The sequence below is a fragment of the Micromonospora sp. RTBAU3-60 genome, from assembly GCF_054963695.1.
In genome coordinates this window covers 150,719-173,616 of the sequence record NZ_JBUEGB010000014.1, presented here as the reverse complement: position 1 = coordinate 173,616, position 22,898 = coordinate 150,719, and the positions used below count along the sequence as shown (strand labels likewise).

At 74.5% G+C, this 22,898-nt stretch carries 17 protein-coding genes and 1 pseudogene; 11 read left to right on the top strand and 7 right to left on the bottom strand.

The window, feature by feature from the left end:
• The first annotated feature begins 247 nt into the window (after nucleotides 1-247).
• Together ACY34I_RS16860 and ACY34I_RS16855 are read left to right on the top strand one after the other, a co-directional pair.
• Nucleotides 248-1,273 carry a prephenate dehydrogenase gene (locus ACY34I_RS16860; RefSeq protein WP_462755942.1) on the top strand — a complete coding sequence of 342 codons (1,026 nt, stop codon included), beginning with the start codon at nucleotides 248-250 and terminating at the stop codon, nucleotides 1,271-1,273.
• 5 nt (nucleotides 1,274-1,278) lie between these two features.
• Nucleotides 1,279-1,932 (top strand): nucleoside/nucleotide kinase family protein, encoded by a 654-nt coding sequence (locus tag ACY34I_RS16855; protein WP_462755941.1) that lies wholly within the window; start codon nucleotides 1,279-1,281, stop codon nucleotides 1,930-1,932.
• Between the two features lie 12 nt (nucleotides 1,933-1,944).
• Here ACY34I_RS16855 and ACY34I_RS16850 read toward each other — a convergent pair whose 3' ends face one another.
• Nucleotides 1,945-2,499, bottom strand: a complete 555-nt coding sequence (locus ACY34I_RS16850; RefSeq protein ID WP_462755940.1) for a sugar O-acetyltransferase — start codon at nucleotides 2,497-2,499, stop codon at nucleotides 1,945-1,947.
• A 115-nt stretch (nucleotides 2,500-2,614) separates the two neighbouring features.
• On the opposite strand from ACY34I_RS16850, the gene ACY34I_RS16845 reads away from it, so the two are divergent.
• Nucleotides 2,615-5,983 (top strand): S8 family serine peptidase, encoded by a 3,369-nt coding sequence (locus tag ACY34I_RS16845; protein WP_462755939.1) that lies wholly within the window; start codon nucleotides 2,615-2,617, stop codon nucleotides 5,981-5,983.
• Nucleotides 5,984-6,100: 117 nt separating this feature from the next.
• Here the strand turns inward: ACY34I_RS16845 and dapD are convergent, their stop codons facing one another.
• A complete protein-coding gene (gene dapD, locus ACY34I_RS16840; protein WP_462755938.1) occupies nucleotides 6,101-7,060 on the bottom strand; it encodes a 2,3,4,5-tetrahydropyridine-2,6-dicarboxylate N-succinyltransferase in 960 nt (319 codons plus the stop codon).
• A gap of 24 nt (nucleotides 7,061-7,084) precedes the next feature.
• Here dapD and dapE point away from each other — a divergent pair, with 24 nt between their 5' ends.
• The gene (dapE, locus tag ACY34I_RS16835) at nucleotides 7,085-8,158 is read left to right on the top strand and encodes a succinyl-diaminopimelate desuccinylase (RefSeq protein WP_462755937.1); all 1,074 of its coding nucleotides are present in this window, start codon (nucleotides 7,085-7,087) and stop codon (nucleotides 8,156-8,158) included.
• 68 nt (nucleotides 8,159-8,226) lie between these two features.
• On the opposite strand, the gene ACY34I_RS16830 is transcribed toward dapE, so the two are convergent.
• On the bottom strand, nucleotides 8,227-8,388 hold the full coding sequence (locus tag ACY34I_RS16830; RefSeq protein ID WP_462755936.1) for a hypothetical protein: 162 nt from the start codon (nucleotides 8,386-8,388) through the stop codon (nucleotides 8,227-8,229).
• A gap of 155 nt (nucleotides 8,389-8,543) precedes the next feature.
• On the opposite strand from ACY34I_RS16830, the pseudogene ACY34I_RS16825 reads away from it, so the two are divergent.
• The 7 genes and pseudogenes from ACY34I_RS16825 to ACY34I_RS16795 form a co-directional block, all read left to right on the top strand.
• Nucleotides 8,544-9,377: pseudogene (locus tag ACY34I_RS16825) on the top strand (LOG family protein); the annotation flags it as partial.
• Nucleotides 9,378-9,487: 110 nt separating this feature from the next.
• Nucleotides 9,488-10,033: an LOG family protein gene (locus ACY34I_RS16820; RefSeq protein ID WP_462755935.1), complete on the top strand. Its 546-nt coding sequence runs from the start codon at nucleotides 9,488-9,490 to the stop codon at nucleotides 10,031-10,033.
• A gap of 139 nt (nucleotides 10,034-10,172) precedes the next feature.
• Nucleotides 10,173-13,850 (top strand): ATP-dependent helicase, encoded by a 3,678-nt coding sequence (locus ACY34I_RS16815; RefSeq protein WP_462755963.1) that lies wholly within the window; start codon nucleotides 10,173-10,175, stop codon nucleotides 13,848-13,850.
• Nucleotides 13,851-13,866: 16 nt separating this feature from the next.
• Complete coding sequence (locus ACY34I_RS16810; protein WP_462755934.1) at nucleotides 13,867-17,364, top strand: ATP-dependent helicase; 3,498 nt, start codon at nucleotides 13,867-13,869, stop codon at nucleotides 17,362-17,364.
• Between the two features lie 202 nt (nucleotides 17,365-17,566).
• Entirely contained in the window at nucleotides 17,567-17,770 is a 204-nt protein-coding gene (gene cspE, locus ACY34I_RS16805) for a transcription antiterminator/RNA stability regulator CspE (protein WP_007464836.1), read from the top strand.
• Between the two features lie 216 nt (nucleotides 17,771-17,986).
• A complete protein-coding gene (locus ACY34I_RS16800; protein WP_462755962.1) occupies nucleotides 17,987-19,297 on the top strand; it encodes a DEAD/DEAH box helicase in 1,311 nt (436 codons plus the stop codon).
• 168 nt (nucleotides 19,298-19,465) lie between these two features.
• Nucleotides 19,466-19,657 (top strand): hypothetical protein, encoded by a 192-nt coding sequence (locus ACY34I_RS16795; protein ID WP_148795725.1) that lies wholly within the window; start codon nucleotides 19,466-19,468, stop codon nucleotides 19,655-19,657.
• A gap of 23 nt (nucleotides 19,658-19,680) precedes the next feature.
• Here the strand turns inward: ACY34I_RS16795 and ACY34I_RS16790 are convergent, their stop codons facing one another.
• The 4 genes from ACY34I_RS16790 to ACY34I_RS16775 are packed head-to-tail and all read right to left on the bottom strand — an operon-like array spanning nucleotide 19,681 to nucleotide 22,835.
• Nucleotides 19,681-20,124 carry an RrF2 family transcriptional regulator gene (locus tag ACY34I_RS16790; RefSeq protein WP_462755933.1) on the bottom strand — a complete coding sequence of 148 codons (444 nt, stop codon included), beginning with the start codon at nucleotides 20,122-20,124 and terminating at the stop codon, nucleotides 19,681-19,683.
• A 2-nt stretch (nucleotides 20,125-20,126) separates the two neighbouring features.
• Complete coding sequence (locus ACY34I_RS16785) at nucleotides 20,127-21,011, bottom strand: ABC transporter permease (RefSeq protein ID WP_148795730.1); 885 nt, start codon at nucleotides 21,009-21,011, stop codon at nucleotides 20,127-20,129.
• On the bottom strand, nucleotides 21,001-21,780 hold the full coding sequence (locus ACY34I_RS16780) for an ABC transporter ATP-binding protein (RefSeq protein WP_148795732.1): 780 nt from the start codon (nucleotides 21,778-21,780) through the stop codon (nucleotides 21,001-21,003). Before ACY34I_RS16780 ends, ACY34I_RS16785 begins: the two co-directional genes overlap by 11 nt.
• The gene (locus ACY34I_RS16775) at nucleotides 21,777-22,835 is read right to left on the bottom strand and encodes an ABC transporter substrate-binding protein (protein WP_462755932.1); all 1,059 of its coding nucleotides are present in this window, start codon (nucleotides 22,833-22,835) and stop codon (nucleotides 21,777-21,779) included. Before ACY34I_RS16775 ends, ACY34I_RS16780 begins: the two co-directional genes overlap by 4 nt.
• Nucleotides 22,836-22,898: the final 63 nt, after the last annotated feature.

Genomic DNA, 22,898 nt, shown 5'->3' with positions numbered 1-22,898 from the left:
CGATGCCGGGCGGGTCGCCGGGGACCGTACGACGTACGGGCTGCGCGGACAACCCCCTTCCGTCCCCATCCGACCGCCCTTTGGATCTTCGAAGAGGATCACGGCGGGCCGATGGGCGGTTCGGGCACCGGGCCGGCGGCACGGTGCCGGGTGACCGGGGGTGGGGGCCGGGGCCCGGGCGATATCCTCGGCGGGACTTCCAGCGGGGCCGACCGGGCCCCGTACGACGGGACGCCGAGGTGGGCCGATGACGGGCGGGGTCGGCGGGCAGGTGCGGGTGGCGGTGGTCGGCACCGGCCTGATCGGTGGTTCGGTGCTGCTCCGGCTCCGGGACGCCGGCCTCGACGTGACCGGCTGGGACCCGGACCCGGCGATCCGGCGGTACGCCCACCGGCAGGGCGTCCCCGCCCCGGACACGGTGGAGGAGGCGGTCGCCGGCCGGGACGTCGTCTTTCTCTGCGGCCCACTGCCGACGCTGCCCGGCACGTTGGCCCGGGTGGCCACCGCCACCGACGACCGGTGCGTGCTCACCGACGTGGGCAGCACCAAGTCGGACGTCGCCACCGCCGCCATGATGCACGGGCTCGGGCACCGGTTCGTGCCCGGCCATCCGATGGCCGGCGCCGACCGGGCCGGCCTCGCCGCCGCCAGCCCGACGCTGCTCGACGGGGCCGCCTGGGTGCTCTGCCCGGGGCCGACCGGGCTGGACGCGTTCCGGCGGCTCGCCGCGCTGGTCATCGACGTCTTCCACGCCCGGGTGGTGCCGATGTCCGCCCCGGAGCACGACATCGCCGCGGCGCTCGCCTCACACGTGCCGCACCTGCTCGCCGCCGCGCTGGCCGGGGCGGTGCAGCGGTCCGCGCTGCGCGACGCGGTGCTCGCGCTCGCCGCCGGCAGCTTCTCCGACGGCACGCGGGTGGCCGGCGGCCCGCCCGAGCGGACCGCGAACATGCTGCTCGGCAACCGGGAGCGGGTGCTGATCGAGCTGGACGCGGTCCGGGACGTCCTCGACGAGCTCGCCGACGCGCTGCGGACCGGGGACGCCGGGGCGCTCGCCGGCCGGCTCGACGAGGGACGGGCGGCCCGGGCGGCGCTGGGTGAGCGTTCGTTCACCACGCACCGGTGCGAGTTCCCGGCCAGCGCGGAGCACGCGGGGGAGCTGGCCTATCTGCGGGAGCTGGGCGCGGCCGGCGGCCACCTGACCGGCTGCCGGGTCGAGGCCGGAGCGGTCACCTACACGGCGCATCTGCCAACTGCCGCGCCACTAGGGTGAGCAGCATGGCGGACGCTCCGGCGCAGGTGCTCCCCGTCGAGGAGCTGGTGGCCCGGGCACGTGCCCTCGCGGACGCCGGCCCACGACAGCTGCTCGGCATCGCCGGTGCGCCCGGTGCCGGCAAGTCGACTCTGGCCGAGCGGATCGTCGGCGAGGTCGGTCCGCTCGCCCGGCTGGTCCCGATGGACGGTTTCCACCTGGCCCAGTCGGCGCTGGTCGGGCTGGGCCGGGGCGGGCGCAAGGGCGCCCCGGACACGTTCGACGTCAATGGGTTCGTCACCACGCTGCGCCGACTGCGCCGGTTGGAGCCCACGTCGGTGTGGGCGCCGGCGTTCCGGCGCGACCTGGAGGAGCCGATCGCCGGGTCGATCGAGGTGCCGCCGGAGGTCCGCCTGGTGGTGACGGAGGGCAACTACCTGCTGCTCCGCGACGAACCGTGGGACGAGGTACGCACGCTGCTGCACGAGGTCTGGTTCCTCGACCTGGACGCCGAGCTGCGGGTGCGCCGGCTGACCGCCCGGCACGAGGCGTACGGGAAGACCCCGGAGCAGGCGCGGGCCTGGGCGCTCGGCAGCGACGAGACGAACGCCGCGCTGGTCGCCCGGACCGCCGGGCATGCCGACCTGGTGGTCCGGCTGGCCGACCCGCTGCCGGAGTGACGGGCCCGTCGGTCAGAGGGTGCGTACGGGGCGAGCGGGGTTGCCCACGGCCACCACGTTGGCGGGCAGGTCCCGGGTCACCACGGCGCCCGCGCCGACCACGGTGTTCTCCCCGATGGTGACCCCGGCCAGCACGATGGCGCCGCCCCCGAGCCAGGCGTTGTCTCCGATCGTGATCGGTTTCGCCGCCTCCCACTTGGCCCGCCGCGGTTCCGGCTCGATCGGGTGGGTGGCGGTGAGCAGCTGCACGTTCGGTCCGATTTGCACGTCCGCGCCGATGGTGATCCGGGCGACGTCCAGGAAGACCGCGTTGAAGTTGACGAAGGTACGCGGCCCGAGGTGGGTCTGCCAGCCGTAGTCGCAGTGGAACGGTGGCCGGACCCAGGCGCCCTCGCCCACCGAGCCGAGCAGTTCGCGCAGTGCGGCGAGCCGCCCCTCCGGGTCGTCGGCGGAGCTGCGGTTGAACCGTTCGGTGAGCCGGGCCGCCCGGTCCAGGTCGGCGATGATCTCGGGGTCGTCCGCGATGTAGAGCTCGCCGGCGAGCATCCGTTCCCTCATGGATTCCACCGGCCGATCATGCCCGGTTCGCCCTGCTTCTCGTGCGGCGACAGTCAGGTTGGCGACTTCCTTTTGCATACGCGGTATGTAATTCTGGCGGTTCGCATCGATGGATCCCTCATCGATGAAGACGCTTCCGGAGGAGGAATCGTTGCGCGGAAACAGAAGAAAACTGGCCGGCCTCGGCCTCGCCGTCGGACTGGTGCTCGGCGTGCCGGCGGCGGCCGGCGCCGCCCCGGCCGCGGTACCGACCACCCCGGCCGCCGGCGAGCGCGCGGCTACGACCGCCGGGCGCCCGGTCACCGTCACCCTGCTCACCGGTGACCGGGTCACCGTCACCGACACCGGCCAGGCTGCGGTACGCCCCGGCTCGGGCCGGACGGGCATGGAGTTCGTGGTCGGCCGGGACCGGGGCCACCTCTCGGTGGTGCCCCGGGACGCGCTGCCACTGATCCGCTCGGGCCGGGTCGACCGGCGGCTCTTCGACATCACCGAGCTGGTCTCCGCCGGCTACGACGACGCCCACCGGGACAGCCTGCCGCTGCTGGTCGCGTACCCCAAGGGGCTGGCCAGGCGGAGCGGCGCCCCGGTGACCGGCACCCGGGTGACCCGCGACCTCCCGGCGATCGGCGGCGCGGCGCTCAGCGCGGCGAAGTCCCAGGCGGGGACGGTCTGGGCCGCCCTCACCACCGGCGGAGCCGGCGCCCGGATCGACGCGGCGGAGGGTGTCGACCGGATCTGGCTGGACGGCCGGCGGAAGGTCACGCTGGACCACAGCGTGCCGCAGATCGGCGCGCCATCCGCCTGGGCGGCCGGCTTCACCGGAAAGGGCGTCACCGTCGCGGTACTCGACACCGGAGTGGACGCCACCCATCCGGACCTGGCCGGCAAGGTGGCCGACTCGCGCAACTTCAGCGAGTCCGACGCGGACGACACGGTCGGCCACGGCACCCACGTCGCCTCCATCATCGCCGGCAGCGGCGCCGCCTCCGGCGGGAAGTACCGGGGCGTCGCCCCCGACGCCACCCTGCTTTCCGGCAAGGTGTGCGAGGACTACGGTTGCACCGAATCCGCGATCCTGGCCGGCATGGAGTGGGCCGCCGCGGAGAAGCGGGCCACCGTGGTCAACATGAGCCTCAGCGGCTGGGACACCCCGGAGACCGACCCGCTGGAGCAGGCCGTGGAGACGCTGACCGCGCAGCACGGCACCCTCTTCGTCGTGGCGGCCGGCAACGACGGCTCGGACGGTTCGGTCGGCTCGCCGGCCACCGCCGACGCCGCGCTGGCCGTCGGCGCGGTCGACCGGGACGACGAGCTGGCCGTCTTCTCCAGCCGGGGGCCACGCGTCGGTGACGGCGGCCTCAAGCCGGACATCACCGCGCCCGGTGTCGACATCGTGGCCGCCCGGGCGGCCAAGGGCGCCATCGGCGACCCGGTCGGGGAGAAGTACGTGTCACTCTCCGGCACCTCGATGGCCACCCCGCACGTGGTCGGCGCGGCGGCGCTGCTGGCCCAGCAGCACCCCGGCTGGACGGCCGGGCAGTACAAGGCCACCCTGATGGCCTCGGCGAAGCCGCACCCGGACCAGACGGCGTTCCAGCAGGGCGCCGGGCGGGTCGACGTGGCGCAGGCGATCAACCAGCAGATCACCAGCGAGCCGGCCAGCGTCTCGTTCGGGTTGGCGGCCTGGCCGCACAACGACGACCAGCCGATCGCCCGGACCCTCACCTACCGAAACGCCGGTACCGCGCCGCTGACCCTCGACCTCGCGCCCGAGGTCACCGGTCCGGACGGGCGCTCCGCGCCGGCCGGCATGTTCACCCTCAGCGCGTCCCGGCTCACCGTGCCGGCCGGCGGCACCGCCCAGGTCACGGTCACCGCGGACACCCGCCTCGGGGTGGACGGCTACTGGACCGGGCGGATCCGGGCCCGCTCCGGCGGCCTGGTCGCGGTCACCCCGCTGGCCGTCAACCGGGAGGTGGAGAGCTACAACCTGACCGTCAGCCACCGCGACCGCGCTGGTGGCGCCCCCGAGTTCTACTTCACCACCCTGGTCGGGCTGGACGAATACCGCTCGGCCGACGTCTACGACGCCGACGGCGAGGCCCAGGTGCGCGTCCCCAAGGGCCGGTACGGCCTGAACAGCGTGATCTTCGAGACGGACGCGCAGGGCGAGCCGGCCGGTGCTGGCATGCTCGCGCAGCCGCAGTTGGTGGTGGACCGGGACCTGCGGATCACCGTGGATGCCCGATCCGCGAAGCCTGTCCTCGCCACTGTCCCGCAGCGTGACGCCAAGGTGGCGCTGATCGACGTGTCCGCCAACTGGTTCAGCGCGGATGCCATTTACGGCTTCACCCTGTGGTCGTCCGACTTCGAGGGGCTGACCAGCGGCCAGCTCGGCCAGGCGGCGACGGCCAGCACGTTCGTCGGCGCGATGAGCGTCCAGTGGGCCGACTGGGACGCGACGAGCAGCCCCTACCTCTACGCGACCAGCGAGGTCCTGCCGGGCCGGTTCCCGACCGGCTTCGTCAAGCACTACCAGCAGCGGGACCTGGCGACCGTGGTGCAGCGGTTCCGCGGCGGCTACCCGGGTCTGGCGGCCGAGCGCGTCGTCTTCCCCGAGAGTGACTACAACATCGGTGGCTCGGCGATCGTCCTGCCCACCACCGCACCCGGCCAGCGGGTCGAGCACTACAACACGGCCGGGATGAGCTGGAGCTCGGAGATCAACTTCGGGGCGCTGGACGAGGACGGCTGGCTGGTGCCGAAGGTCGGCCTCAGCTCGGTGCAGGCCGGCTACCGGCCGGCGCGTACCGTCCGGGAGGACTGGAACGCGGCGCCGTACGGGCCGTCCTTCCCCCAGCCGCGCCTCCCGTACCAGGGCATCACCCGCAACGGCAACACGCTGCTGGTCAGCCTGCCGGTGTTCAGCGACGCCGCCGGGCACGGCGGTGGGTCGCTGGTCGACACCGAGCGGACCGCCCTCTACCGCAACGGCACGCTGGTCGCGGAGCAGCCCTATCCCGGGTACGGCGAGTTCGAGGTGCCCCCGGGCCTGGCGAACTACCGGGTCGAGACCTCGGCCACCCGGAGCGTCACCGACCTGAGCACCGAGGTGTCGGCCGCCTGGACGTTCCGCTCCGGGCACGTCTCGGGTGAGGACTGGGCGCGGATGCCGGCCATGGCGGTCCGGTTCGCGCCGCCGCTGGCGGTCGACAACAGCGCGCCCGCCGGTCGGACCTTCACCATCCCGGTGACGGTCGAACGGCAGCCCGGCGCACCGGCCGCCACGGTCGCGGCGCTCACCGTCGACGTCTCGTACGACGGCGGCAAGACCTGGCGGAAGGCGGACCTGCACCGGCAGGACGCGGGCTGGGCGGCCACCGTCCGGCACCCGGCCGGCCCCGGCTACGTCTCGCTGCGCGCCACCGCCCGGGACAGCGCCGGCAACACGGTGTCCCAGCGGATCATCCAGGCGTACCGCCTGCGGTGAGAGACCCGTCCGGGTCCGCGGTCTCCCCGCCGCGGGCCCGGCCGGCGGACGGGCCGGGGCCAGCGGCCCCGGCCCGGGGCCGCTGGCGGCGGGGTCGAAACCCCGGCCCGGGCCGCGTCAGTCGTTGGCGTGCAGGGCCGCGTTCAGCTCGATGCCCCGGCCGGTACGCGGCTTCGCCTCCAGCGCACCGGTGACCGAGTTGCGCCAGAAGAGCAGGCCGTCCACCCCGGAGAGGTCGCGGGCCTTGACCACCCGGCCGTCCGGCAGGGTGATCTTCGAGGCGGCCGTGATGTAGCAGCCGGCCTCCACCACGCAGTCGTCGCCGAGCGAGATGCCCACGCCGGCGTTCGCGCCGATCAGGCTCCGCTCGCCGATCCGCACCTTCGCCGTGCCGCCGCCGGAGAGCGTGCCCATGATCGACGCACCGCCGCCGATGTCGGAGCCGTCGCCGACCAGCACCCCCTGCACGATCCGGCCCTCCACCATCGAGGTGCCGAGGGTGCCGGCGTTGAAGTTGACGAAGCCCTCGTGCATGACGGTGGTGCCGGAAGCCAGGTGCGCGCCGAGCCGGACCCGGTCCGCGTCGGCGATCCGCACGCCGGAGGGGACCACGTAGTCGGTCATCCGGGGGAACTTGTCCACCCCGTACACGGCGAGGTGGCGGCCGGCGGCCCGCTCGATGACGCGCAGCTCGTCCACCCGCTCCGGCGGGCACGGCCCGGCCGAGGTCCAGGCCACGTTGGCCAGCTTGCCGAAGATGCCGTCGAGGTTGAGCTCGTTGGGCCGGACCAGCCGGTGGGAGAGCAGGTGCAACCGGAGGTACGCGTCGGCCGCGTCCTTGATCGGGTCGTCCAGCGAACCGATCACCGTGGTCACCTCGACGGTACGCAGGCCGGGCAGCGCCCGCTCGCCGATCGCGCCGGGCGGCAGGTCGAGCACGTCGGCCTGGTCCTCCCCGGGCACCAGCGGCAGCTCGCCGAGTCCCAGCTTGCCGGTCGGGTACCAGGTGTCGAGCACCTGGTCGTCAGCGGTGATGGTGGCCAGGCCGATGCCCCAGGCGGGTTGTGCGGTCGTCACGAAATTGACGGTACCGTGCCAACCATGCAGAACCCGCTGACCCCCGAGGTCTTGGCAGATCCGGTGGCGCTGACCCGCGCCCTGGTCGACATAGAGTCCGTCTCCCTCAACGAGAAGGCCATCGCCGACTGCGTCGAAGCGGTGCTGCGGGGCGTACCGCACCTGACCACGTTCCGGCACGGCAACACGGTGATGGCGCGCACCGACCTGGGCCGGGCGCAGCGGGTGGTGCTCGCGGGCCACCTGGACACCGTCCCGCTCAACAACAACTTCCCGTCGACCATGCGCGGCGACCTGATGTACGGCTGCGGCACCTCCGACATGAAGTCCGGGGTGGCCTTCGCGCTGCACCTGGCGGTGACCCTGCCCGACCCGCGCTACGACGTCACCTACTTCTTCTACGAGGCCGAGGAGATCGAGTCGAAGTACAACGGGCTCACCCTCGTCTCCCAGGCCCACCCTGAATGGCTCCAGGCCGACTTCGCGGTGCTGCTGGAGCCGACGTACGGGATCGTCGAGGCCGGTTGCCAGGGCACCATGCGGGCGATCGTGTCGACCGCCGGCGTACGCGCCCACTCGGCGCGCTCCTGGCACGGCGTGAACGCCATCCACGCGGCCGGCGAGGTGCTCCGGCGGCTGCAGGCGTACGAGGCGCGGCGGGTCACCATCGACGGCTGCGACTACCGGGAGGGCATGAACGCGGTCCGCATCCACGGCGGGGTGGCCGGCAACGTGGTGCCGGACCGGTGCGAGGTCGAGGTCAACTACCGCTTCGCCCCGGACCGTACGCCGGAGCAGGCCGAGGCGCACCTGCGTGAGGTCTTCGCCGGCTTCGAGCTGGCGGTGACCGACGCGGCGGCCGGCGCGCCGCCCGGCCTGACGGCCGCACCCGCGCAGGAGTTCCTCGCGGCGGTGGGCGCCGCCCCGATCGGCAAGCTCGGCTGGACCGACGTGGCCCGGTTCGCGGCCATGGGCATCCCGGCGCTGAACTTCGGCCCCGGCGACCCGAACCTGGCCCACCACCCGGACGAGCACGTCGAGCTGACCAAGATCCGCGACGGTGCGGCCACCCTGCACCGCTGGCTCGCCCCCGCCTGACCCCCGGGTACGCGACCGGGGGGCCCGCGTCGGTGACGCGGACCCCCCGAGGTCGTTCCGGCGGACGGTCAGCCGGCCGTCGTCAGCGTGGTGTCCGGCTCGGTGGTCTCGCCGGTGAGGTCGGTGTGGTGGGTCTCCATCATGCGGGCGCGGCGGCGCTCGGCCACCACGTCGCGGATCCGCCGCTGCATCTGCCGGCGGATCCGGATCATCTCGGTGTTGCTGATCAACGCTTGCTCCCTCCCCCGAAGGTCGCGCCGGGGCATACCCCGTATGTGAATAGTAAGACGTACGAGCGACCGAATTAGTTGCCCAAGATCGCGAAGAATTTCTCCGGCTGGCCCGGCTCCGCACCGTGCCGTCGTGGCTCCACTACGGTGGCTCCATGAGTCAGAGCAACGGGCGGCAACTCGGCCGCGGGCCGAGCGCGGAGCGGCACCGGGGTGCCGTCACGCTGCGCAACCGGGCCATCCCGACCAGCACGGCGGATCAGCGGCTGCTGGACTCCCGGGGCCGGGGTGACTGGAAGACCAAGGACGCCTGGCGGGCGCTGCGGATCCTCTCCGAGTTCGTCGAGGGCTTCGACACCCTCGCCGACCTGCCGCCCGCGGTCAGTGTCTTCGGCTCGGCCCGGGCCAAGCCGGACAGCCCCGAGGGCCGGCTCGCCGAGGAGTTGGGCGCCGCCCTGGCCCGCGCCGGTTACGCGGTGATCACCGGCGGCGGCCCGGGGGTGATGGAGGCGGCCAACCGCGGGGCCAGCGAGGCGGGCGGGCTCTCCGTCGGGCTCGGCATCGAGCTGCCGTTCGAGCAGGGCATCAACGAGTGGGTCGACCTGGCCATCGACTTCCGCTACTTCTTCGCCCGCAAGACCATGTTCGTCAAGTACGCCCAAGCGTTCGTGGTGCTGCCCGGCGGCTTCGGCACCATGGACGAACTCTTCGAGGCGCTCACCCTGGTGCAGACCGGCAAGGTCACCCGCTTCCCGGTGGTGCTGATGGGCATCGACTACTGGCGGGGCCTGATCGACTGGCTGCGGGAGAGCATGGCCGCTGAGGGCAAGATCGGCCCGACCGACCTGGAGCTGATCTGCCTCACCGACGACGTGGACGAGGCGGTCCGGCACATCGTGGAGGCCGAGGCGGTGCTCTCCGCCGAGCAGGAGGCGATCCGCGAGGAGGCGGTCGCCCGGGCCGCCGCCGATCAGCAGGCCGCCGCGGAGAGCGCACCCGAACCCGCCCCCGAGTCGCCGGCCAGGGCTCCTGCCGAGCCGTCGGCCGAGACCCCGGCCGGGGACCAGCCCGGGTCGCGCCCGGCGGGGCGGGGCTGACCGTGGCCGCCATCTGCGTGTTCTGCGCCTCCTCCCGTACCCTCGACCAGCGCTGGCTGGACCTGGCGCGGGAGACCGGCGCGGAGCTGGCCCGGCGCGGGCACACCCTGGTCAGCGGCGGCGGCTGCGTCGGCATGATGGGCGCGGTGGCGGACGCCGCGCGGGCCGCCGGTGGCTACACCCTCGGGGTGATCCCGCAGGCCCTGGTCGACCTGGAGGTCGCCGACCTGGCCGCCGACGAGTTGCTGGTCACCGACGGGATGGCCAGCCGCAAGACCCTGATGATCGACAAGTCGGACGCCTTCATCACGCTGCCCGGCGGGCTCGGCACCCTCGACGAGTTGTTCGAGGTGTGGACCACGGCCACGCTCGCCCTGCACGCCAAGCCGATGGTGCTGGTTGACGCGGACGGCTTCTACCGCCCGCTGCTCGACTGGCTGCGCACCCTCGCCGACCGCCACTTCCTCAAGCCGGCGGGCCTGGACCTCCTCCTGGTCGCCGACTCGGTCCCCGCCGCCCTGGACCTCCTAGACACCCACCTCACCTGACCCACGCCCCCGGGGCCGCCCCGGTGATCATGAAGTTAGCGGCGAAGTCGATCTCCCTGAGTGCCGCCAACTTCATGATCACGCAGGAAGGGGCGGGTGGGGGCGGTGGGGTGTCGGAGGGGCGTGGTGGGATGAGGTGGTGCAGGCGTACCGGTTGGTGCGCCGGCCCGACGGGGCGGGGGCGGGGGTCGCCCACTCCGGCGGGGCGGGGCAGGGGGTCGGTCGACCCGGTGGGGCGACCGTGGCGGAGCCGCGATCCGGGGGGTCGGCGGGCGATCCCGCGCACCCGCCGCCACGCCGGCCCGACCCGGTGCAGGCCGAGGTGGTCGCGCACACCGACGGGCCGATGCTGGTCGTCGGCGGTCCGGGCACCGGCAAGACCAGCACCCTCGTCGAGGCGGTCGCCGCGCGGGTGGCCGAGGGCGTCGACCCCGAGCGCATCCTGGTGCTCACCTTCAGCCGGCGGGGCGCCACCGACCTGCGCCAACGGATCGAGGCGCGGATCGCCGGCGCGGGCCAGTTTTCCGAGACCGGGCGGGCGACCAGCAGTCCGCCGGCGGCGAGCAGCGCCGCGGCCCGGCCCGCCCGAGTGGTCCGCGAGCCGCTGGTCCGCACCTTCCCGGCGTACGGGTTCGGCCTGCTCCGCCGGGCCGCCGCCGAGCGGGGCGAGCCGTCGCCCCGGCTGCTCACCGGCCCCGAGCAGGATCTGATCATCCGGGAGCTGCTCGACGTGGTCGGTGCGGAGCCGGAGGACGATCCGGTCGGGTGGCCGGAGGATCTGCGTCCCGCGCTGCGCACCCGGGCGTTCGCGCAACAGCTGCGCGACCTGCTGATGCGCGCCGCCGAGCGGGGCGTCGGCCCGGTTGAGCTGGCCCGGCTGGGGGAGAAGCTGGGCCGCGCCGACTGGCCGGCCGCCGCCCGCTTCCTCCGGGAGTACGTGGCCGTCCTCGCCCTGCGCGACGTGAGCAACCGCGGTTCCATCGCGTACGACCCGGCGGAGCTGGTCCGGGCCGCCACTGGCATGCTGCGCGACGATCCGGAGCTGCTGGCTGCGGAGCGCCGCCGGCTGGCCCACGTCTACGTCGACGAGCTCGCCGACACCGACCCCGCCCAGCTCGAGCTGCTCGCCGTCCTGGTCGGCGGGGGCAAGTCCCTGGTCGCCTTCGCCGACCCGGACTCCTCCACGTACGCCTTCCGCGGCGCCGACCCGGCCGGCGTCACCACCTTCCCGCACCGGTTCCGCACCGCCTCCGGGGCGCCGGCCGCGCAGGTCGTGCTGACCACGTCCTACCGGGCCGGTCCGGAGCTGCTCGCCGCGACCGCCCGGCTGGCCCGCCGGCTGCGCGGCCCGGCGGCCCACCGGCGGCTGCGCCCGCTGCCCGACGCGCCACCCGGCACCGTCGAGGTTCGCACCTTCCGTTCGGCGACCAGCGAGTCCGCCTGGCTGGCCCACGCCCTGCGCGAGGCGCACCTGCTCGACGGGGTGCCCTGGTCCCGGATGGCGGTGCTGGTCCGCGCCACCGGCCGGCAGCTGCCGTCGCTGCAACGCGCCCTGCACACCGCCGGGGTGCCCACCGTGGTGCACGGCGAGGACCTGCCGCTGCACCTCCAGCCCGGGGTGGCCCCGCTGCTGCTCCTGCTCCGCTGCGCCCTGGAGCCCGACCGGCTGAACGAGGAGGCGGCGGTCGCCCTGCTGCACTCGCCGCTCGGTGGCGCCGACCCGCTCGCCGAGCGGCGGCTGCGCCAGGGGCTGCGCGCGCTCGCGCTGGCCGCCGGCGACCGCCGCCCGTCCGGCGAGCTGATCGTCGAGGCGCTGCGCGACCCGGCCGAGCTGGCCACCATCGAGCGGCGCTGGGCGGCGCCCGCGCAGGCGGTGGCGCACCTGCTGGCGACCGCCCGGCAGGCCGCGGCCACGCCCGGGGCCACCGCCGAGGACGTGCTCTGGGCGGTGTGGCGGGAGAGCGGGCTGGCCGAGCGCTGGGCCGGCGCGATCACCCGGGGCCGGGCGGCCACCGGCGAGCACGAGACCGCGCAGCGCTGGCGGGCGGAGGCCGCCGACCGGGACCTCGACGCCGTGCTGGTGCTCTTCGACGCGGCGGCCCGGTTCACCGACCGGCTGCCCGGTGCGCGTACCGAGGTCTTCCTCGACCACGTGCTCGGGCAGGACCTGCCGGCCGACACCCTGGCCGCCAGCGCCGACCGGGGCGAGGCGGTACGTCTGCTCACCGCGCACGCCGCCAAGGGCCTGGAGTGGGACCTGGTCGCGGTCGCCGGCGTGCAGGAGGGCGTCTGGCCGGACCTGCGGCTGCGCGGCAGCCTGCTCGGCTCGGAACGGCTGGTCGACGTGCTCGCCGGCCGGGCCGACGGCACCGGGGTCCGGGCCAGCCTGGTCGGGCAGACCTCGGCGCTGCTCGACGAGGAGCGGCGGCTGTTCCACGTCGCGGTCAGCCGGGCCCGGCATCGACTGCTGGTCACCGCGGTCGCGTCGGCGGCGGTGGGCGGCGACGACCATGAGGAGCAGCCCAGCCGCTTCCTGCACGAGTTGGGCGCCACCGAGCCGCCGACGACCGGCGGCGGCACCACCCCGGCCGGCCCGGATCCCGCGCCACGGCCGACCGGTCCGGGCGCTACCCGCCCGAAAGACGGCGCCGCGTTGGCTGAGCCCGGGACCCACCCGGCCGGCGGGCCGGGAGACGGCACCGCGTCGACCGGCGCGGGCGCCGCGCCGAGCGGGTCCGGTGGCTCGGACGGGCCGGTGCCGACCGTCGAGGAGGAGCCGCAGGACCCGCCGCCCGCCGCCCTGCCGGTCACCCTGCCGCCGCGCGGGCTCACCCTGTCCGCGCTGGTGGCGGAGCTGCGTACCGCGGTCACCGACCCGGCGGCGCCGTCCACCCGGCGGCACGCGGCGGCGGCCGAACTGGCCCGGCTGGCCGCCGCCGGGGTGCCCGGCGCGCACCCGGACGACTGGTGGGGGCTGCGCGGCCTCTCCGACGACCGGCCGCTGGTCGACGAGGGCGAACCGGTCCGGGTCACCCCGTCGGCGATGGAGAGCGCACTCCGGTGCAGCCTGCGGTGGCTGCTGGAACGGCATGGCGGCAGCGCCCCGGCCAGCGCCGCGCAGGGCGTCGGCAACCTGGTGCACGCCGCCGCGATGCTGGCCGAGGACGCCAGCGTCGACCGGACCGCCCTGCTGGACTACGTGGCCGCCCGGTTCGACGCGATCGAGCTGGCCGCCCGCTGGATGGTCGGCCCGGAACGCACCCGCGCCGAGGCCATGGTGGACAAGCTGCTCCGCTGGCTGGCCGGCAACCCGCGTCGGCTGCTCGCCATCGAGCACGAGTTCGCGGTACGCCTCGACGACCCGCACCGGCCCGTCGAGCTGACCGGCCGGGTGGACCGGCTGGAGGTCGACGCCGAGGGGCGGCTCGTGGTGATCGACCTGAAGACCGGCAAGTCGACCGCGGTCACCGAGCGGGAGGTGGCCGAGCACCCGCAGCTCGGCGCGTACCAGGCGGCGGTGGAGGCGGGGGCCTTCGCCGAGTTCGGCGACGAGCCCGGGGGTGCCGCGCTGGTGCAGCTCGGCACGTCGGCCAAGGACGCGAAGGAGCAGACCCAGGCCGCGGCGGGGGAGGGGCCGGAGGCCGGCTGGGCGACGGCGCTGGTCCGGCGTACCGCGGATACCATGGCCGCGGCCACCTTCGCCGCGGTCGCCAACTCGAAGTGCCGGGTCTGCCCGGTGCGGACGAGCTGCCCGGTGTCCGGGCAGGGGCGCCAGGTCGTGGAGCCGCCGACCAAGCCAGCGCCCGGGGACCAGTGAGCGCGAGGACGATGCCGTGACCCAGCCCGCGCTCTTCGGCGCCGCCACCACGCCGGCGCCGCGGACCGCCGACGCCGGCCCCCGCTACACCCCGCTCGAGCTGGCGAAGCTGCTGCGGCTGCCGGCGCCCACCCGGGAGCAGGCGGCGATCATCGCCGCACCGGTCGAGCCGCTGCTCGTGGTCGCCGGCGCCGGCTCCGGCAAGACCGAGACGATGGCCGCCCGGGTGGTCTGGCTGGTCGCCAACCACTACGTACGACCCGAGCACATCCTCGGCCTCACCTTCACCCGCAAGGCCGCCGGCGAGCTGGCGCACCGGGTGCGTACCCGGCTCGACCAGCTCATCCGCCGGCTGGGCCGGCAGGGTCGGGACCCGCACGACGACCCGCTCGCGGGGGAGCCGACCGTCTCCACCTACCACTCCTACGCCGGGCGGATCGTCACCGAGCACGGGCTGCGCGCCGGGTACGAGCCGACCACCCGGCTACTCACCGAGGCGTCCCGCTGGCAGCTCGTCGACCTGCTGGTGCGCAACTACGACGGCGACATGTCCGAGGTGGACCGGATGCCCAGCACCGTGACGGACGCCGTGCTGGCGCTCGCCGGGGAGCTGGACGAGCACCTGGTCGACCCGGACGCGCTGGCCGCCTGGACCGGCCGGTTCTTCGCCGAGGTGCAGTCCCGCCCCGGTCGGGTCTACGCCGACGTGCGCAAGGCGTTGCAGCTCCAGCAGACCCGGCTGAAGCTGCTGCCGCTGGTCCGCGCGTACGCCCGGCGCAAGGACGACTTCGAGGCGATGGACTTCGCCGACCAGCTCGCCCGCGCCGCCCGGGTGGCTCGGGACCATCCCGGCGTCGGGGTGATCGAGCGGGACCGGTTCCGGGTGGTGCTGCTCGACGAGTACCAGGACACCAGCCACGCTCAGGTGGTGCTGCTCAACGCGCTCTTCGGTGGCGGGCACCCGGTGACCGCGGTGGGCGACCCGTGCCAGTCCATCTACGGCTGGCGCGGCGCCAGCGCCGGCACGCTGGAGCGGTTCCCCACCGAGTTCGCCCGCACCGACGGCACCCCGGCCCAGGTGTTGAGCCTCACCACGAGCTGGCGTAACCGGCCGGAGATCCTCGGCGTGGCCAACGCGCTGTCGGTGCCGCTGCGCGCGGCCGGCGCCCGCGTCCCCGAGCTGCACGCCGCGTTCAGCGTCCGCGAGCCGATCCCGCACCGCAGCCCCCGTGGGCAGGCCGCCGGCACGGTGCACTGCGCGCTGCTGGAGACGTACGCCGACGAGGCCGAGTGGATCGCCGACAGCGTGCTCGCCGCCTGGCGCGGGGCGGCCGGGATGCCGGACGCGCTGCCCGAGCACATCCCGGTGTCCCAGCGACCTACCACCGCCGTGCTGGTCCGGCTGCGCAGCCAGATCCCCGCCATCGAGTCGGCGCTGCGTGCCCGGGGTCTGCCGGTCGAGGTGGTCGGGCTCGGCGGCCTGCTGGACACCCCTGAGGTCCGGGACGTGGTCTGCACGCTGCGGGTGCTCGCCGACCCGACCGACGGGGCGGCGCTGCTGCGGCTGCTCACCGGCGCGCGCTGGCGGATCGGGCCGCGCGACCTGGTCGCCCTGCACCGGCGGGCGAAGGCCATCGCCAAGGCCCGCCGGGACCTGGCCGGCGACGACGGGCCCGAGATCACCGTGGACGCGCTCGACGAGGCCACGCTGGTCGAGGCGCTCGCCGACCTGGGGCCGGCGCAGGCGTACTCGGCGGAGGGGTACGCCCGGTTGCGGTCGTACGGGATGGAGCTGGCGCTGCTGCGCTACCGCCTGGACCAGTCCCTGCCGGAGCTGATCGCGGACATCGAGCGGACCATCGGCCTGGACGTGGAGGTGGCGGTGCGCGCGGGCCGGGACGGCACCGGCGACGCCGGCCTGGCCCGCGGTCACCTGGACGCGCTCGGCGACGTGGCGGCCCGGTTCTCCGGCGAGACGCCCGGCGCGACCCTCACCGGGTTCCTCGCCTACCTGGCCGCCGCCGAGGACGAGGAGCGCGGCCTCACCCCCGGCGAGGTCGAGGTGGTGGAGGGCGCGGTGCAGATCCTCACCGCGCACGCCGCCAAGGGGCTGGAGTGGGATGTGGTGGCGGCGGCCGGGCTGACCCGGGGGGTCTGGCCGGGGCCGGTCCGCAACTCCGACCACTGGCTGGGCGGGCTGGGCGTGCTGCCGTTCCCGCTGCGCGGCGACGCCGACGGGCTGCCCGTGCTGGGCCTGGCCGAGGCGGAGGACCAGCGCGGGGTGGCCCGGGCGCTGGAGGACTTCACCGACGCCTGGCGGGCGCACGACGAGCGCGAGGAGCGCCGGCTGGCGTACGTGGCGGTGACCCGGCCCCGGCGGCTGCTGCTCTGTTCCGGCTACTGGTGGGGGGAGGGCACGAAGAGGTTCCGCGGCCCCGCGGTGTTCCTGCGTGAGGTGCACGACGCCTGCCTGGCCGGCGGCGACGGTCACCTGGTCGACGAGTGGGCGCCGGAGCCGGCCGGGGACGCGGTGAACCCGACCACCGAGACGGTGTCGCGGGCCGAGTGGCCGGCGGACCCGCTCGGCGCCCGCCGGCCCGCGCTCGCCGAGGCCGCCGCGCTGGTCCGCCGCTACCTCGCCGATCCCGAGGCGGCCCGCCGCGAGGCGGCACCGCCGGCGACCGCCGAGGTGACGGATGCCGGACCGGCGGGCGCGCCCAGGGACGGCGGGGCCGCATCGGCGGACGGGATCGGGCCGAGGGACGGCGGCCCGCCCTGGGGCCGGGCGGACGATCCCGAGGTGGCCCGCTGGCGGCGCGAGGCGGACCTGCTCCTCGCCGAGCGGGCCGAGCTCGCCCGCCGGGCCGAGGCGGTGGAGGTGGAACTCCCCGGCCATCTCTCGGTGACCCAGCTGGTGGCGCTGCGCCGGGACCCGGAGGCCCTGGCCCGGGCGCTGCGGCGACCGATGCCCACCGAGCCCAACCCGTACGCCCGGCGCGGCACCGCGTTCCACGCCTGGCTGGAACAGCGCTTCGGCGCCGACCGACTGCTCGACGTGGACGAGCTGCCCGGCGCGGCGGACGACGACGCCGCACCGGACGAGGCGCTCACCGAACTCCAGGAGCGTTTCCTGGCCAGCGAGTGGGCCGACCGGGTGCCGGTGGAGGTGGAGGTGCCGTTCGCCACCGTCCTCGCCGGCGTGGTGGTCCGGGGGCGGATGGACGCGGTCTTCGTTCGCCCCGGCGGCCGGTACGACGTGGTCGACTGGAAGACCGGCTGGCAGCCCGGCGGGCGGGAGGCCGACGCCGCCGCGGTGCAGCTCGCCGTCTACCGGCTGGCCTGGGCCGAGCTGGCCGGCGTGCCGGTGGAGCGGGTGGGCGCCGCCTTCCACTACGTCCGGGACGGGGTCACCGTCCGCCCGGCCGACCTGCTCGACGCCGCCGGGCTGACCGCGCTGGTCGCCGGAGTACCGGAAATTTCGGCGGACGGCCCGGCGTTCCCTAATTCGTGGTAGGTTAGGCGCGTTGCAGTTTTGGTTTCCAGAGACTCTGTGTGCGCCTGGCGGATTGTGGCCCCAGGCGCACTTTGTTGTGTCCGGAGTTCTCCGGGCGGGGCGACCAGCAGCGACAGGCGGTCCGCGCATCAGACGCGTGGGACGCTCCTCTTCGGCCCGCAACAGGTGCGGGTTCGAACGTTCCGTCAAGGAGACGAAACAGATGGCTATTGGCACCGTCAAGTGGTTCAACGCTGACAAGGGCTTCGGCTTCATCACCCCGGACGGCGGCGGCGCCGACGTCTTCGCCCACTTCTCGGCGATCCAGAGCTCCGGCTACCGGAGCCTGGACGAGAACCAGCGGGTCGAGTTCGAGGTGACCCAGGGCCAGAAGGGCCCGCAGGCGGAGAACATCCGCCCGCTCTGATCTTCGGATCGATCAGCAAGTAACACCCATCGCGCCCCCCGGGTGCGATGACGGGCCCGGTCCGCCGCGCCGCCCCTCCGCGGGACGGCATGCCGCGGTGGACCGGCCCGTACCCCTTCGGTTCGTGCTTGTGACCACCGGCGACGCCGGTGACGCGCTGCGCAGCAGCGCCCTTCCTCGACACGTGCCGCGTCGAGGAAGGCATTCCGCATGACCATGACCACCGTCGTTCCGTCGTTCGCCCGTACCGGGCTGGCTCCGGCGCTGCTCGCCGAACTCGCCGCCCAGGGCATCACCGAGCCGTTCCCGATCCAGTCGGCGACGTTGCCGGACTCGCTCGCTGGCCGCGACGTGCTCGGCCGGGGCCGTACCGGCTCCGGCAAGACGCTCGCCTTCGGGCTTCCGCTGCTCTCCCGCACCGCCGGTCGTCGGGCCCGTCCGGGCCGTCCGCTCGCCCTGGTACTGGTGCCGACTCGTGAGCTTGCCCAGCAGGTCGAGACGGCACTCGCTCCGTACGCCCGCGCCGTCGGGCTGCGCTGCGCCACGGTGGTCGGCGGCCTCTCCCTGCAGCGTCAGGCGGACGCGCTGCGCGCCGGTGCCGAGGTGGTCGTGGCCACCCCGGGTCGGCTGCACGACCTGATCAACCGGGGCGACGCCCGGCTCGACCAGGTCGCGATCACCGTGCTGGACGAGGCCGACCAGATGGCCGACATGGGCTTCCTTCCGCAGGTCGTCAAGCTGCTGGAGCAGGTCGCACCCGGCGGCCAGCGGATGCTCTTCTCCGCCACCCTGGACGGCGGCGTCGACAAGCTGGTCCGCCGCTTCCTGACCGACCCGGTGTCGCATTCGGTCGACCCGGGCACCGCCACGGTGACCGGGATGACGCACCACGTGCTGCACGTCGACGTGGCCGACAAGCCGGCCGCGCTGGCCCGGATCGCCGCCCGCGAGGGCCGCACCATCCTGTTCATGGGCACCAAGCACCGCGCCGACCGGCTCGCCCGCCAGTTGCTGGCCAAGGGGGTACGCGCCGCCGCGCTGCACGGCGGCAAGTCGCAGCCGCAGCGCACCCGGATCCTCGAACAGTTCCGTACCGGTCAGGTGACGGCGCTGGTCGCGACCGATGTGGCGGCCCGTGGCATCCACGTCGACGGGCTCGACATGGTCGTCAACGTGGACCCGCCGACGGAGGCGAAGGACTATCTGCACCGGGGTGGGCGTACCGCCCGGGCGGGGGAGTCCGGCACCGTGGTCACCCTGGTCCTGCCGGAGCAGCGCCGGGACGTGGCCCGGCTGATGAGCGCGGCTGGCATCAAGCCGCAGTCGAGGCAGATCCAGCCCGGCGACGAGGTGCTGGCCCGGGTGACCGGTGCCCGCGAGCCGTCCGGCGTGCCGGTGACCATCACCGTCCCGCAGCCGGCGCCCGCCCGCCGGCCCGGTAGGGCGGAGGGGGCCGCCGACGGCACCCGGTCCGCGCACCGCACCTCCAGCCGCTCCCGCCGTCCGCGCCGTCCCCGGACCGCCTGACCGCTCGGCGGCTGCGGGCCGATGGCCCGTCGGGATCCCGGGTCGCATCGCTGAGTCGGGGATCAGCGCCGGGTGCGTCCGATGGCCGACTGCGGCCCGCCGTCGGGCTCGCCATCCTGTCCCCCGAGCGCGGGTCGGGCGGGCCGGCCGGGCGCGGAAGGGGTGACCATGACGGGCGGGGCCCACTCGGAAGCGACGCGGGAGCTACTGCTGGTCCTCGCGGTCGCGGGTCTGGGCCTGGTGCTCGCCATGGCGGCCGCGTTCGGGCCCTGGCATCCGACCTCCGGCGATCCCGCCCGGGCCGGGCTGGTCGAGCTGCACAGCCCGCCCGGGCGGACCGTCGAGTCGACGGCGGGTTAGGCACCGGGACGGACCGCCGGGGGTCAGCCCGCCGGGGTGCGGTCGGTCAGCAGGTCGGCCAGGGTGGTGCGGTCCACCACCAGGGCGATCGCGCCGTCCACCGCCAGCCAGACGTCCCGCAGCCCGATGGCCACCCCGTGGTAGCCGGCCCGGTCGGCGGGCATGCCCCGGACACTGGTCAGCGCGCCGCCGACCGCGCGCAGGACGTCCCCCACGCTGATCTCCGCGGCGGCCCGGGTGAGGGTGTAGCCGCCCTCGGTGCCGCGGTGGCTGTGCAGCAGCCCGGCCCGACGCAGGTCGAGCAGGATGCCCTGGAGGAAGCTGAGCGGGATGTCCTGGCTCTCGGCCAGGCTCGCCGCCTTCACCAGCTCGCCGCCGCCGAACCCCCCGTCGCCGGTGGACCCGGCGGCGTCGGCGACGGCGAGCATGGCCCGGAGCGCGTAGTCGGCGCGCGCGGAGACGTACACCGTCAGTTGCCGGCCTGGTCCAGCACGCCCCACCGGCGGCGGATCGCCTTGTCCGCCGCGCCGAAGGCGGCGTCCACGAGCAGGCCCACCACCAGGATGACGATCATGATCGCCATCAGCCGGGGTGCCTCGTTCAGTTCCCGGGCGTAGGTGAGCTGCGCGCCGATCGACGTCCGGGTGGCGATGACCACCAGCAGCTCGCCGGCCATCAGGCTGCGCCAGGCGAACGCCCAGCCCTGCTTGAGACCGGCCACGATGGCGGGTAGCGCGGCCGGCGCGATCACGTACCGGTAGAGGTGAAGCCCGCGGGCGCCCAGGTTGCGGCCGGCCCGCACCAGCAGCGGTGGTACATAGTCGACGCCGTGGATGACGCCGTTGGCGACCGACGGCGCCGCGCCGAGCACCACCACGAAGAAGATCGCCTGCTCGCTGAGCTGGAAGAGCAGGATGGCCAGCGGGAACCAGGCGATCGACGGCATGGTCTGCAGCGCCGTGATCATCGAGCCGAGCGCGGCCCGCAGCACCGCCACCCGGGCCACGGCCAGGCCGAGCACCAGCCCGACGGCGACCGCGGCGGCGAAGCCCACGGCGGCCCGGCGGCCGGTGGTGGCCAGGCCGTCCCAGAGCGCCGAGCTGACCAGGTAGTGGCCGAGGTCCGCGAACACCGTCGCCGGACCGGGCAGTGCCCACGGGTCCTTCCACCCGGTCCAGACCACGACCTGCCAGAAGGCGATGGCCAGGGCCAGGGCGGCCAGCTTCGGCCACAGCGCCGACCAGGCCCGGCGTACCCGGGACGGTCCGCGCTGCCGGCCGGCGGTCTCCAGGGCGTCCAGCCCGGAGATCTCCGCGTCGGTACGCGTGGATCCGGTGAGCGTGTCACTGGCCATGGCGGCCCACCTCCGTACGCAGCCGGTCGGTGACCTCGGCGGCGATGGTCGCGATCTCCGGGGAGTCGATCCGCCGGGGCCGGGGCACGTCGACCCGGGTGGACCAGATGATCCGGCCGGGCCGGCTGGAGAGCAGGATGATCCGGTCGGCGAGCCGCGCCGCCTCGCGGACGTTGTGCGTCACGAAGAGCACGCTCAGCCGGCGTTCGGACCAGATCCGCTCCAGCTCGTCGTGGAGGATGTCCCGGGTCATCGCGTCGAGCGCGCCGAACGGCTCGTCCATCAGCAGCACCGGGGTGTCCAGGGCGAGGGTGCGGGCCAGCGCGACGCGCTGCCGCATACCGCCGGAGAGCTCGTGCGGGCGCTTGCGACCGAACTCGGCCAGGTGGACCGTACGCAGCAGGTCGGCCACCTTCGCCCGGCGCTCGGCGCGGGGCAGCCCTCGCAGCTTGAGCGGCACCTCGACGTTGGCCTCGACGGTGAGCCACGGGAACAGGGCCGGCTCCTGGAACATCAGGCCGGGGTTGACCCCCTCGCCCAGCTCGATCCGGCCGCCGCTGGCCCGGTCCAGCCCGGCGACCAGGTTGAGCAGCGTGCTCTTGCCGCACCCGGACGCGCCGACCAGGCAGACGAACTCGCCGGGGGCCACGTCCAGCGACACCCCGTCCAGGGCCAGCACGGCGTGCTCGCCCTGGCCGTACACCTTGGTCACGCCGCGCAGCGCGACCGAGCCGGTCGCGCTGCGCGGGGTCGTCGTGGTCGACGTCACGGCTGGGTGACCTCGGGCTTGCCCTGCGCCTTGAGCACCTCGTTGAGGAACTTCAGGTCGTAGAGGCCGTTCAGGTCGACCGGCTGGGTCAGCCCGACGGCGACGGCGTGGTCCAGGCCGGTCTTCAGCGAGGACGCGATCGGGTCGTTGGTGAACTCCAGGGTGGGCCAGGCCTGCTTGATCAGCTTGACGTCGAGCGGCTTGCCGGTGATCTTGCCGATGTGGTCGGAGATGGCCTGCTGTGCCTCGTCCGGCTTGGTGTTGACGAACTCGTTCGCCGCGACCTGCCCCTCGACCAGCTTCTTCACCACGTCCGGGTGGGCCTTGAGGAACTTGGTGCTGACCAGCAGGTTGGTGATGACGAAACTCCGGTCCGGCCAGAGGTCGCGCTCGTCCACCAGCACCTTGCCGCCGGCGTTGACCAGCCGGGAGACGTACGGCTCCGGCACCCAGGCGCCGTCGATCGCGCCGCTGGCGAAGGTGTCCACCGTCTGCGCGTTCTCCTGCGGGACCACCGTGACGTCGCCGCCGCCCTCCTTGGTGGTGTTGAGGCCCTTCTCCTTGAGCCAGTAGCGCAGCGCCACGTCCTGGGTGTTGCCGAGCTGCGGGGTGGCGATCTTCTTGCCGCGCAGCTGCTCGACCGAGGTGATGTCCGGCTTGACCACCAGCGCGACGCCGCCCGAGGCGGCGCCGGAGACCACCCGGACCGCCTCACCCTTGGACTTCGAGAAGGCGTTCACGGTCGGGTTCGGACCGATGTACGTGGCGTCGAGCGCGCCGGAGAAGACCGCCTCGATGGCCGCCGGGCCGGCGTTGAAGGTCTTGGTCTCCAGCGTGACGTCGCTGCCCAGCTTCTCCTTGAAGATCCCCTTCTCCACGCCGACCACGGCGGGCGCGTGGGTGATGTTGGGGAAGTAGCCGAGGCGCAGGGTCACCGGACCGGCGGCCGCCTCGCCGGTGTCGTCGCCGCAGGCCGCCGTGCTGCCCAGGGTCGCCGCGCCGACCACGGCGAGGGTGGCCAGGGAGACCAGTCGACGGAAGGGGAGCCGTCTCATCGTGTGTCCAATCCACAGTATTCCTACTTAGTTAGTAGGAAGAGTGGGGCAGGGTGGGAGCGG

Excerpts from the sequence above, each read along its gene's own strand:
- cspE (WP_007464836.1), top strand. The coding sequence starts at position 17,567 with ATGGCTATTGGCACCGTCAAGTGGTTCAACGCTGACAAGGGCTTCGGC.
- ACY34I_RS16785 (WP_148795730.1), bottom strand. The coding sequence starts at position 21,011 with ATGGCCAGTGACACGCTCACCGGATCCACGCGTACCGACGCGGAGATC.
- ACY34I_RS16795 (WP_148795725.1), top strand. The coding sequence starts at position 19,466 with ATGACGGGCGGGGCCCACTCGGAAGCGACGCGGGAGCTACTGCTGGTC.
- ACY34I_RS16860 (WP_462755942.1), top strand. The coding sequence starts at position 248 with ATGACGGGCGGGGTCGGCGGGCAGGTGCGGGTGGCGGTGGTCGGCACC.
- dapE (WP_462755937.1), top strand. The coding sequence starts at position 7,085 with ATGCAGAACCCGCTGACCCCCGAGGTCTTGGCAGATCCGGTGGCGCTG.
- ACY34I_RS16775 (WP_462755932.1), bottom strand. The coding sequence starts at position 22,835 with ATGAGACGGCTCCCCTTCCGTCGACTGGTCTCCCTGGCCACCCTCGCC.
- ACY34I_RS16855 (WP_462755941.1), top strand. The coding sequence starts at position 1,279 with ATGGCGGACGCTCCGGCGCAGGTGCTCCCCGTCGAGGAGCTGGTGGCC.
- ACY34I_RS16800 (WP_462755962.1), top strand. The coding sequence starts at position 17,987 with ATGACCACCGTCGTTCCGTCGTTCGCCCGTACCGGGCTGGCTCCGGCG.
- ACY34I_RS16845 (WP_462755939.1), top strand. The coding sequence starts at position 2,615 with ATGAAGACGCTTCCGGAGGAGGAATCGTTGCGCGGAAACAGAAGAAAA.